We start from the raw sequence: 12139 nt of genomic DNA, 5'->3' as shown, positions 1-12139 counted from the left end.
GGAAGTTATTGCAGTGACGCGCGCGATTCGAGCAAAGTGGCACGCCATGCCGTGACAATGCGGAGACTTTGAGGTGGTTACCGGTGAGCGGAACTTTGGCGGTGAGGCTTATGAGGACGGGACCGTCGAAGTGTCAGCGATGTGGGACGGAGGCGCGGCAGCAGGCCCGCTTCTGTGACGCCTGTGGGGCGTCGCTGGCGGTGGCGGAGACGGCTGAGTACAAGCAGGTAACTGTGTTGTTCGCCGACGTGGTGCGGTCGATGGATCTCGCTGTCGATTTGGGTCCAGAACGCTTGCATGAATTGATGACCGACCTGGTGAGTCGATCTGCGGTGGTGGTACGTAGATATGGCGGCACGCTGAACCAATTCACCGGCGACGGCATCATGGCATTGTTCGGTGCACCCAGAGCGTTAGAGGATCACGCTCGGCGGGCATGTTTGGCGGCGCTGGACCTCCAGACGCAAACGCGCAGTCTCGCTGCAGAGGTGGCCAGTCATGACGGAGTTGCGCTGCAGCTTCGGGTGGGTCTCAACTCGGGCATGGTGGTTGCAGGCGATCTCGGTGCGGGTCCGATTGCCTACACCGCGATCGGGCAACACGTTGGTCTCGCTCAGCGGATGGAGTCTGTTGCGCCGCCGGCGGGCGTGATGCTGAGCGAGTCCACCGCCCGCCTCGTCGCGAACGACTTCGCGTTAGGTGAGCTGGAGTTGGTGTACATCAAGGGCTCTGACAGTGCAGTGCCAGCTCGTCGGCTGCTATCCGTTGCGCCAGAAAGACTCAGCGGCCCTCATCAAACTCGACTTGTCGGAAGAGATTCTGAGACGAAGCGGATCGCCGGCGTTCTCGATCGATCCGTCTACTACAAGGGATCAGCTATCACCGTGGCGGGTCCGCCGGGTGTGGGAAAGACCCGCTTGGTCAACGAAGCAACTGGCGCGGCAGTCGATCGCGAGTTCGGCGTGTTCTCGACATACTGCGAATCCCACACGCAGACAATCGTATTCAAAGTCGTTGCACGGCTGTTGCGCTCAATGTTCGATATCGGTGGGTTAGCCCCCGACATCGCGCGGGCGCGGATGCAGGAGAGGCTCGCCAATGCAGCGGACGACGACACGCTGCTGCTCCACGATCTACTCGCCATTCGCGATCCGCTGACCCATGTACCCGATGTCAGCCCAGATGCCCGACGCCGACGCATCGTCGACGCCCTCAAGACCGTATCGCTGGCCCGAGACCAACCCGCGTTGTACGTGATTGAAGATGCGCATTGGATCGATGAGGCCAGTGAGTCGATGCTTGCTGACTTTGCTTCGGGGCTTCCCGGGACGTCTGCAACGATGCTTGTCACGTACCGTCCTGAGTACCATGGTGCGTTGTCGACGCTGGCCGGCGCTGATCATATTGTTCTTGCGCCTCTTCAGGATTCATATCTTGCCGAGTTGATCGACGATCTGCTCGGCACCGATCCGTCGGTCAGTCGGCTGTCGAGGATGGTCGCTGACCGAGCAGCCGGCATTCCCTTCTTCGCTGAAGAGATTGTGCGCGATCTGGCCGAGAGGGGTGAGCTGGAGGGTGGCCCAGGCGCTTATATCTGCAGCCGAGAGGTGAGCAATATTGAGGTGCCAGCGACGTTGCAGGCAACGATCGGAGCCCGCATTGACCGACTTGCTCCGGGTTCAAAGCGGACGCTGCACGCCGCGGCCGTAATCGGAGCGCGCTTCGACACCGAACTTCTCGACAAGCTGACGTCAGAGGTGGACGTGACAGCTTTGATACAGGCCGAATTGATCGACCAACTGGCGACGTCGTCACGCATCAAGTATGCGTTCCGACACCCACTCATCCAGAAAGTCGCCTACGAATCCCAACTGAAATCAAGCCGCTCCGATCTGCATCGGCGACTGGCCACCGCCATGGAAACCAATAATCCGGAGGCCGTCGATGAGAACGCGGCAATGATTGCCGCTCATTGGGAGGCCGCCGGCGAGTACCGCGAAGCCTACGACTGGCATATGCGAGCCGGATCTTGGTTGAACTACCGTCATCCCACCGCAGCGTGGATGAGCTGGCAGCGGGCTCGTGCGGTCGCCGATCTCTTACCCGCCGACATCCCCAATCGGCTCGCCATGCAGATCGCCCCCCGAACCCTGATCTGTGCGACCGCATTCCGGATCGGTGGCGGGCCGACCGACACCGGCTTCGACGAACTGAACGAGCTCACTGGTGCGGCAGGTGACAAGACATCATTGGCGATTGGCACGGCGGGCTATCTCACAACGCTCGCGTTCACTTCGCACCATCGGGAGGCAGCTAGGCTGGCCTCCGACTTCGTGACACTCGTCGAGTCGATTGGTGATCCAGCGATGACGGTGGGCCTACTTTGCGCTGCTGCACAAGCGAAGTTCGAAGCCGGCGAGATAACAGAGTGTCACCAGTTCGCCCAGCGGGTCATTGATCTGGCTAACGGTGACGCCGCAATGGGCAACATCATGGTGGCGTCTCCGCTGGCGTGGGCGGTGGCGTTGCGGGGTACGGCGAAAATGTGCTCCGGGCGCGCCGGCTGGCGAACTGATCTGGATGATGGCATCAGACTGGGGCTTCCGTTCGACATTCAAACTCGTTGCAACTCCGCGCTTTACAAGTATGTGGCCGGGACACAGAACGGCGCCGTTGTGCCAGATTCCCGGGATATGGACTTGACAGCGGAGTGGCTCCAGATTGGTGCGCAGTCTCGCAGCGACACGGCAGTCGCACTGGTAGGCCTTATTCGCGGCATGACGTTGATCTACCAATCAGCTGAACAGCGAGACGCCGGAGTGCGCGTGCTCGAAGAGGTGCACGAGGCCTTGGCGCATCTCTCTGATGGACTTCGACGGTTCGCCGATATCGAGATCGCCGCGCACAAGGCCAGAACGGGTGATCTTGACTACGCTATCGCCACAGCCGGGTTGCTCGTGGACGAGCAGTTCGACACCGGTGCAATGATTTCTCGGGGTGCCGCCACGTGCGTGCTGGTCGAAGCACTGCTGCAGCGAAGTACAGACGCCGACGTCGCCGCAGCGCGGCGGGCGATTGAGCGGTTGGCAGCGGTACCAACCACTTCGGGTTACGTCATGCACGAACTGCCGCTGTTGAGGTTGGGTGCGATGACGGCCAAGGCTGAGGGTGATCAGGATGTCGCCCGTGATTGCGTGCGTCGATACCGCGCGATGGCAGAGGCGTGCGGCTTCGAAGGCCATATGGCGCAGGCACAATCCATGGCTGGACAACTCTGACGACGGCGCCTGTCATTTCCTAGCCGGTCAGTAGGAACTGGCTGAAGATCGCAGGTATCGCCGAGCAGACGCAGACTCGCATATTTCAGGCGCTGAACGTGCGACTCTGCGTCTGCTCGCGCAAGAACGGGCCGCGGTAGTTCTTCGCGAAATCCGCCGGCGGTACCGGCCATAGCTCCCCGCGTTCGCCCTTCACGATCCAGTCGCCTGCCTGGGCTCGTTCGGGCCCCTCGAGCGTGTCGACGATCTCGCCGGCCACAGCCAAGCGGGCCAGGACATTTCCGGTTCGCCGCCACTGACCGTTCTCGTCGACGCGCTCGTAGCTGTCGGCGAATCGCTCCTTCTTCACCGACCACGTCGTGCCGTTGCCGTCGGATACCTCCCAATCGCCGGCTTCGGCACGCATGGTGTCACCGGTGTGGGAGATCCACGTCCACGGCTCGTGACGCTGCCGGGCAGTGACTGTGCCGGTGCGGTCGAACCGCTGCCACTTCGGACGTGACCTGTAGCCGAGTTGGCGAAGTGCGACAAGCGTGTTCGCCAAGCTTCGCAAGGTCGCACCATGCACCGCGTCCTTGGCTCGCGGATCGTGCCACGACATCAGCCGGGGATGGATCTTTCGGGCGTCATCACGCGTTTCCCCCGGACGCCAGCCGGCATTGACGTAGTACTCGTACCAGCTGGTGTGCTCCTGTTCGGCCATCGTCATCGCCGCCTGCGCTGTGAATCCCAGTGCCTCCAGCTGTTTGATCGGTGGCAAATCGGCGAAGCGCGAAGGGGTGGCGGATTCGGTCGCGCTGCCCCAGGTGTCCCAGGTGTGGCCGCCGTATGTCCTGACGATCCATAGTGTGTTCAGCACCAGCCGGCGGTTGGAGCCCTGGTAGAACGGATCGAGTCTGTCCCAGGGCACCGACGAGGCGCTGGGCGTTTGAACCGTCGCGGCGTAGCGGCTGTGGATCAGGCGCGCCGCGCGTTCCCAGGCGTCCTGCGCTTGGCCCTTGGGCAGATCCATGGACAACCCGAAGGTGTGGAGCCGGCCTACAAGAAACATTTCTGTTTCGGTCTCGTCGCCGGTGAGCCGCGCACCACCGCCCCAGTCATAGGACTTTGGATCCCAGGCGTATATGGGAACGGTAGGAAGCTGGGCAGCCAGGCGGGTGCCGGTCGAGGAATCCATCGACGAGCCTCCGACGGGATCGCTGTCGACCAGAACGACGGCAGTCGCCGTCTGCACTACCCCGCGGTTGTCTGTGAGCAGCGATTTGAGGAATGGAACGGTGGGAGCCTGCGGGATAGCCTCCACGACAAGTCGTTCGGGCTGGAGCCCGAGTTGCTTGCGGTGGTATTCGTGGTCGTGTTTGTACTCCGCAGAGTGTTCGCCGACCAGGATGAGCTTCGGTGGCTCGGCGTCGCCCGGGTAGTACTCGTACTCAAGTCGTCGCTGCGCCATGTCCGCACACAGCGCCAGCGTCAGTTGCGATGTTCCACAGATGATTAACTGAGAAACCTTGTCTTCCTCGATGATTCGGTCGAGCAATCGACCCGCCGTCACTTCGTATTTGCCCACTGCGTCGGGCGCCCAGCTGTCATCGGCGCCCATCTGCTGGGCGCGCCACGCCTCAGCCTGCCAGGGGTCGTCGATGCGCACGATCAGGGGGACGTGTCGACCATGCCTGTCGCCAGACCCGCCCGCGAGATCGACGCGGTGCTTGATCAGGTTGAGGCGCACCAGATTGGTCGACGCGTCGGGCGAAAGCAGATAGAGCCGGTTCATCTTGTGCCAGAAGGACAATGATGTCCAGGTCTCCGGACGATCGAAGTCCACGGTGACGACCCGAGCGCCTTTGCTGCGTGGTTCTTGCACGCAGGGTCTGTCTGGGTTGGCGGTGACGATCACCACTGTGCCGAAGCCCCGCTTGTCGCTGGTGATGGCACGCACCATCGACTGGGCATCGTCGTCCACGCCCACCACAACGGTCACCGAGGGCGCCAGCATCACCCGCAGCCGGTCGAGTCGGTCCCGGAAAAGTGCCGCCACCACGCCCAGCACGGTGATGAACAGCACGCCCAATGCGGTCAACCGTGCCACGTCCAGCGATACAGGAGCGGGGACCGGGCAACGTGCACCGTTGACCGACGGGTCGCCGATGTTGCCTTTGATCAGCGAAGCCGTCCACATCAAAGCGGTGAAGAAGAACGGGTTTTCGCGGTCGTCGTGACAGCGCCAGTAGGACGCCATGCCGAGGGTCACGCTCACCACGACGAGTCCGGCGACGACCGCGACCGGCGCCCCGGCGCGACGCACCCGCTGCGAACGAAGAAACAGCAGGCACACGACAACCAGGGCCGTGATGGCGATCAGGATGGAGGCGGCCGACCCCGGCTTCCCGTACCAGTCGGGCCAGCCCGGCACCTTCGCCGCCACCGATGGGACATTCGCCCGGACCGCCAGCGCGGCGACCAGCACGACCACCACGACTGACGACGCCATGAGCGCTATCCGAATCGGCGTGACCGCGGCGCGCATTCGGCGTATTTCTCCTCGGGGCGACTCCGGCTGAACTGCCGTCGCGACGGTAACACAGGGAGTATGTGGGCTATGCACCTACAAAAGTGACCACCGCATCGAAATTGGTTGGGGTGCACCGGAAGTAGATTGACATTCGGTGCAGCTAATCCTCGCGACCGGTCACGTTGGGACAAACGACGACGATGGCGCTGCCCGGCGTGAGTACAGCAAGGTGAACAGCTAACCAACTGGAGTGCGTTGCGCAGCGGTAACTCTCACGTCACCAGCAACGGCAACCGCCCACCGATAGCGATGGCTCGATAGCATGAGCCTTCGTGTTGCCCATGGGTCGGGTAACGCCTGGCCAGGTGGGCACCTGCGGCCGACGTGGGATCGGGAAGTACAGGGGAGTGGGTCGTTGTCGCGTCTCTTTTTGAGTCATTCTAGTTTGGATCTGCGTCAAGCGGTGGCGCTTAAGCAGTGGCTCGTCAACCAGGAGCCGGCCTTGGCCAACGAGATCTTCGTAGACGTGGATCCCGAGGTCGGGTTGCAGCCGGGGCAGCGGTGGAAGGACGCGCTGCAGCGCGCGACCGCCCGCTGTGAGGCCGTGATTTGCCTGCTCTCGGCCAATTGGGAGGCTTCGCACGAGTGTCGGGTGGAATACCGCGTCGCGGAGAATCTGAACAAGCAGATACTGTGCGCGCGGCTGGAACCCTCGGCCGGTGACGGCCTCACTGCCGAGTGGCAGCGCTGCGACCTGTTCGGCGACGGCGCGAAAACGAAGATCGAACTTGATGGCGGTCCGCCGGTGGAATTCGCCACCGACGGGTTGTACCGGTTACGGGATGCGATCCGGGGCGCGGGCATCAGTGCGCTGTCGTTCGTCTGGCCGCCGCCCGGCGATCCGGACCGCGCGCCGTACCGTGGGTGGCAACCGTTTGAGCCAGTCGATGCCGCAGTGTTTTTCGGTCGCGACGCCGCCATCGTGCGCGCGCTCGATGAGCTGCGCGGGATGCGATTGACCGGCGTTCGGTCGCTGTTCGTGGTTCTGGGTCCGTCGGGCGCGGGCAAGTCGTCGTTTCTGCGCGCGGGCCTGTTGCCCCGGCTGGCCCGCGAGGATCGCCGCTTCGTGCTGTTGGGCACCGTGCGTCCGGGCCGCCAAGCGCTTACCGGTGACACCGGGCTCGCGGTGGCTATTCGCAGTACCAGAGAGAAATTGGGGCTCTCCCAGCCCAGCCTCGGCGAGATCAAGACGGCGTGCACCGGCGATGTGGGACGGGTGCGCGACCTCTTGGTCGAGATTCAGCAGGCCGCGGCCGCCCGGCTGCCCGCTGCTGATGGCGGCGACGAAAAGCCGGATCCGCCAACGCTGATTCTGCCGTTGGACCAGGCCGAGGAGTTGTTCTCTGCAGACGCCGGAGCGCAGGGGCCGCAGCTTCTCGCATTGATCAACTCCCTGACGGACAAACAGGATGGCACCGGCCTGGGATTGATCACGGCGGCGACCATCCGCACCGATCGCTATGAAGTGATGCAGACCCACCCGGAATTGGCCGGCATCGAGACCCGGGTGTTCGACGACCTCAAACCTATGCCGCCGACCCAGTTCAAGGAAATCATCACGGGTCCGGCGCAGCGCGCCACCGAAGGCGGCCATAGGCTCGAGGTGGCCCCGGATCTGGTGCAGCGCTTGCTGGTTGACGCCGCCGAAGGCGCAGACACGTTGCCGATGCTGTCACTGACGCTGGCCCGGCTCTACGCAGATTACGGGTCTAGCGGCGAGCTGACCACCGAGCAGTACGAGGCGATGGGCGGCATGCACCAAGTGGTGCAGACCGAGATCGACGAGATCCTGTCTGCCGATCCCACCGAACGCCAACGCCAACTCGATTGTCTGCATGCGGCTTTCGTCCCATGGCTGGCCACCATCAACCCCGACAACGATCAGCCGATGCGGCGCGTGGCCAAGTGGGACGAGTTGCCCGAACAGAGTCGCCCGCTGATTGACCAGATGGTTGCCAAGCGGCTGATGGTGAAAGACCACCGCGACGGGCAGGTGGTGGTGGAGGTAGCACTGGAAAGCCTGCTGCGGCGGTGGGAGGAACTTGCCGGCTGGTTGCACGATCAACGCGACAACCTCAAGATCGCCGATGAGCTGGAACGTGCGGAAAGCGCATGGCGCACCAACCGCCAAGACCCGGCATGGCTGCTGACCGGAACCCGGCTCGCAGATGCTGAAAGCCTGATAGGTACACATGCTTTCGCGCAACGGCTTAGCCCTGTCCGGCTTTATCTCGCCGAATCCCGGCAAGCCGAGAACGAACGTATCCGTGCCGAGGAAGAACACCGGCAAGCCGAACTGCGGAATGCCCAAGAACGGCAGGCCACCGCAGAAGCTCACAGCGCGACGCTGCGCAAGCGCTCCCGGATCACGGCGGCGATAGCAGTGCTAACCGCGGTGGTGGCCGTCGTCGCCCTGGTGGCCTTCGGCCAAGCCCGGAATGCCCGCAGCCAGGCCCAGAATCGGTTCTTCGAGGCCACCAGTGCGCGGCTGGTCTCGGACGCGCAGGGGGCGTTCGCGCGCACCCGTCCCGGCGGTGATGTACGGGGCTTCCAGCTGTTGACGGCCGCCGACTCGATCGCCGCGTCGCCGGCATCCAGCGCGCTCTACAGCGCCGTTGTCAAGAACGTGGACCTGCACAAGGTCATCGCAGGTTCGGCGCCGGTGGTCGGCGTAGCTTCAGGACTCCAACGGTTCGCCACCGCGACCCGCGAGGGAACCATCCAAATATGGGATTCCGGTACCGGTCAGCCGGTGGGTGTTCGGTTGACCGGGCACACCGGCGAGGTGTGGAGTGTGGCGTTCAGCCCGGATGGATCGCGCATCGTGTCGAGCGGCGCCGACCAGACGGTGCGGGTGTGGGATGCCAATTCAGGTGCGCCGGTGGGTGATCCGTTGACAGGGCATACCGACGTGGTGGTGACAGCGGCGTTCAGCCCCGATGGCACGCGCATCGCATCGGCCGGCCGGGACGGGACAGTGCGGGCGTGGGATGCCGATAGCGGGCAACCGGTAGGTGCTCCACTGACTGGGCACACCCCCTGGGCGGTGAGCGTGGCGTTCAGCTCGGATGGATCGCGCATCGTGTCAGGCGGCGGCGGTGACCACACGGTTCGGTTGTGGGATGCCAACACCGGGCAACCGGTGGGTGCTGCGATGGTCGGGCACACCGGCGACGTACAAAGTGTGGCGTTCAGCCCGGACGGGTCGCGCATCGTGTCGGGCAGTGCCGACCAGAGTGTGCGGGTGTGGGATGCCAATTCCGGTCAGCCGGTGGGTGTTCCGCTGACCGGGCACGCCGACTGGGTGACGGGTGTGGCGTTCAGCCCCGATGGCACGCGGATCGTGTCGGGCAGCCGGGACCAGACGGTGCGGGTGTGGGACGCCAATTCCGGTCAGCCGGTGGGTGCTCCGCTGACCGGGCACACGGACTGGGTGACGGGTGTCGGGTTCAGTCCGGACGGGGCGCGCATCGAATCTGGCAGCAGCGACCAGACGGTCCGAGTTTGGGATCCCTACGATCCATTGACCGGGCACGCCGGCGCTGTGATGAGTGCGGCGTTCAGTCCTGATGGGTCGCGCATTGTTTCAGGCGGCGGCGACAGCACGGTGCGGATGTGGGATGTGGACAGCCGACAACCGGTGGGTGCCCCAATGGAGCACGACGGTGTGGAGAGTGTGGCCTTCAGCCCGGACGGGTCGCGGATCGTGTCAGGTGGCCACGAGACGGTGCGCGTCTGGGATGCGGGCAGCGGTGAGCCGGTGGGTGATCCGTTGGCAGGACATACCGGCGCGGTCAAGAGTGTCGCGTTCAGCCCGGATGGCACGCGGATCGTCTCGGGCGGCTACGACCACACTGTGCGGGTGTGGGATGCGGGCACCGGACGGCCCGTTGGTGATCCGCTCACGGGGCACACCGGCACGGTGACGAGTGTGGCGTTCAGCCCGGATGGCACGCGGATCGTGTCGGGCGGCTACGACCAGACAGTGCGGGTGTGGGACGCCAATTCTGGTGACCCTGTGGGCGACCCGCTTGCGGGCCACGCCTACGTGGTGGACAGCGTGGCATTCAGTCCTGATGGAACACGGATCGTGTCTGGTAGCGCTGATCAAACGCTGCGGGTGTGGGACGCCGATAGCGGCGAGCCTGTCGGTGATCCGCTGACCGGGCATACCGGCGATGTGACGAGCGTGGCATTCAGTCCGGACGGGACGCGGATCGTATCGGCCGGCGTCGACCAGACGGTGCGGGTGTGGGATGCCGAATCGGGTGAGCCCGTGGTCGATCCGCTGATCGGACACACTGACGTGGTGGAGAGTGTCGCGTTCAGCCCGGACGGCACGCGCATCGTGTCCGGCAGCACCGACGGCACCCTGCGGGTCTGGCCGGGGGTGGCGAGGGCATCAGATCTGTGCGACAAGCTCACGAACAATATGAGCCGCGAACAATGGAGCGAGTCGGTGTCACCCGACATCGACTATGTCGAGGTATGCCCAGACCTTCCCACTGCGCCAGAGATGTAGAGAAGGTCTGCCTAGGACACCGGCTTCTCCAGGAACTGGTTGTCGAGGAACGTGGCGTAGTCCGGCAACTGAGTCGACGGTTCGATGGACTTCTGCGTCTTGGCCCACTCCCCGAGCTCGGTCAGCTTGGTGGCGAGGTCTGGATTCAGTTGGAGCGTGAAGTCGAACTCTTCGAGTACGGTGCGCAGGAGCGCTGGGTCCAGCTGGGTGGCCTTGGCGACGGCGTCGACCGCGGCGCCGCTCTGCTGGGACAGTTCGGCTCCGGCGTCGTTGAGGGCGGCGAAGAACCCGGTGATGGCTTTCCCCTTCGCCGTGATCGCAGTCTGGGTGGCGAGGAAGAGGCTGTGCTGGTTGTACGTGCCGCCGGTCAGTTCGACGGCATCGCTGTTGAGTGCCTGGATTGTCTGGGCTTGGTAGGGCTGGAAGATGGACACCGCGTCGACGTTGCGTTGTGTTGCCGCGGTAACCATGGCCGACGGTGCGACCTGGATCAGCTGGGCTTCGATGTTGCTTTGCGCCAGAGCATTTGAGATGTAGTAGGCGGCGCTGGTGCCGAGCGGGGTGCCGATCGACTTGCCCGCGAGATCGGCAATGGTGTTGATACCGGCGCTACGTCGGGCGATGATTCGCGAACCTTCCCAGCGTGAGCCGTCTCCGACGACCCGCAGGGTCGGCGTCCGGGTGAGGGCGGCCGACGTCGGTACGTCTGCGGCAGTGGTGATGTCGACCTGACCGGCTGCTGCGGCCTGTAAGGCTTCGACCCCGGACGAGAAGTTCACGACTTTGACGTTGACGCCGTGCTTGGTGAACAAGCCCGTATCGGCGGCCACCGGGATTTGCGCCCAGGAGGGATCGACGACGAATCCGACCGTCAGTTCGTCAGGGTTTCCGGTACCGGAATCCGTGCACGCGGTGATCGACCCGGTGAGCGCCACAGCGGTCAGGGCGGCGGTAAGAAACCGCCGAAGAGATGTCTTCACGATGGTGTTGGTCCTTTGTGAGCGGGGTCAGTGCACGGCGTGGTCGATGCCGAGTTCGTGGTGCAGGGTTTTGCGAATGTCGCTGTAGCCGAGCTGATCCGCAAGTGCATCAGCCGGTCGCGGTCGGCTCAGCGGGTTGGTGATGTGGTCGACGATCTGCCCGTCCCGCAGCACGCTGACGGTGTCACCAAGACGTATCGCCTCGTCGATGTCATGCGTGACGAACACGATCGTGCGATTGAGCCGGGTCCACAGGTCGATCAGCAGGTCCTGCATCCGCAGGCGGGTGAGTGCGTCAAGCGCCGCGAACGGTTCATCCATCAGCATCACGGTCGGTTCGCCGGCCAGGACGCGGGCAATGCTCACCCGTTGACGCATGCCACCGGACAGTTCGGTGGGGCGTTGGCGGCCTACTTCGTTGCGGAGCCCGACGAGATCGAGCAGTTCTGCAATCCTCGCCTGCCGCTGACTTTTGGCCAAATGTCGGGCCGTCAACGCGAATTCGATGTTGTCGGCGACGCTCATCCAGGGGAAGAGCACGTCGCGCTGAAATGCGACGCCCCGGCGGGGATGCGGCGCGGTGACGGTTTCCCCGTTGTCGGTCACGATGCCCGATGTCGGGGTGATGAGGCCCGCCAGGCAGTGCAGCAGCGTCGATTTGCCGCTTCCCGAAGCGCCGACGAGTACCGTGAAAGATCCGTCGGGGATGGTCAGGGAGATGCCCTTGAGAGTTGGTTCTTGCTTACCCGGGAACTGTACGACCAGATCGTTGGTGTGAATGGCCATG

At 63.9% G+C, this 12139-nt stretch carries 5 protein-coding genes; 2 read left to right on the top strand and 3 right to left on the bottom strand.

Annotated features, from left to right (window positions below; translation table 11 throughout):
• The first annotated feature begins 110 nt into the window (after positions 1–110).
• Positions 111–3278: an ATP-binding protein gene (locus ABQF30_RS27930; protein WP_448470088.1), complete on the top strand. Its 3168-nt coding sequence runs from the start codon at positions 111–113 to the stop codon at positions 3276–3278.
• A gap of 85 nt (positions 3279–3363) precedes the next feature.
• On the opposite strand, the gene ABQF30_RS27925 is transcribed toward ABQF30_RS27930, so the two are convergent.
• Positions 3364–5769: a hypothetical protein gene (locus ABQF30_RS27925; protein ID WP_448469990.1), complete on the bottom strand. Its 2406-nt coding sequence runs from the start codon at positions 5767–5769 to the stop codon at positions 3364–3366.
• Positions 5770–6205: 436 nt separating this feature from the next.
• Between ABQF30_RS27925 and ABQF30_RS27920 the strand changes: the two genes are divergently transcribed.
• Positions 6206–10372: an nSTAND1 domain-containing NTPase gene (locus tag ABQF30_RS27920; RefSeq protein WP_448469988.1), complete on the top strand. Its 4167-nt coding sequence runs from the start codon at positions 6206–6208 to the stop codon at positions 10370–10372.
• Positions 10373–10383: 11 nt separating this feature from the next.
• Here ABQF30_RS27920 and ABQF30_RS27915 read toward each other — a convergent pair whose 3' ends face one another.
• Together ABQF30_RS27915 and ABQF30_RS27910 are read right to left on the bottom strand one after the other, a co-directional pair.
• Complete coding sequence (locus ABQF30_RS27915) at positions 10384–11352, bottom strand: ABC transporter substrate-binding protein (protein WP_448469986.1); 969 nt, start codon at positions 11350–11352, stop codon at positions 10384–10386.
• Between the two features lie 27 nt (positions 11353–11379).
• On the bottom strand, positions 11380–12138 hold the full coding sequence (locus tag ABQF30_RS27910; protein ID WP_448469984.1) for an ABC transporter ATP-binding protein: 759 nt from the start codon (positions 12136–12138) through the stop codon (positions 11380–11382).
• Position 12139 lies beyond the last annotated feature (1 nt).

The sequence above is a fragment of the Mycolicibacterium sp. XJ870 genome, from assembly GCF_053483975.1.
Note: the sequence above shows the minus strand (reverse complement) of the source record. Positions and strands in the feature narration are given on the sequence as shown.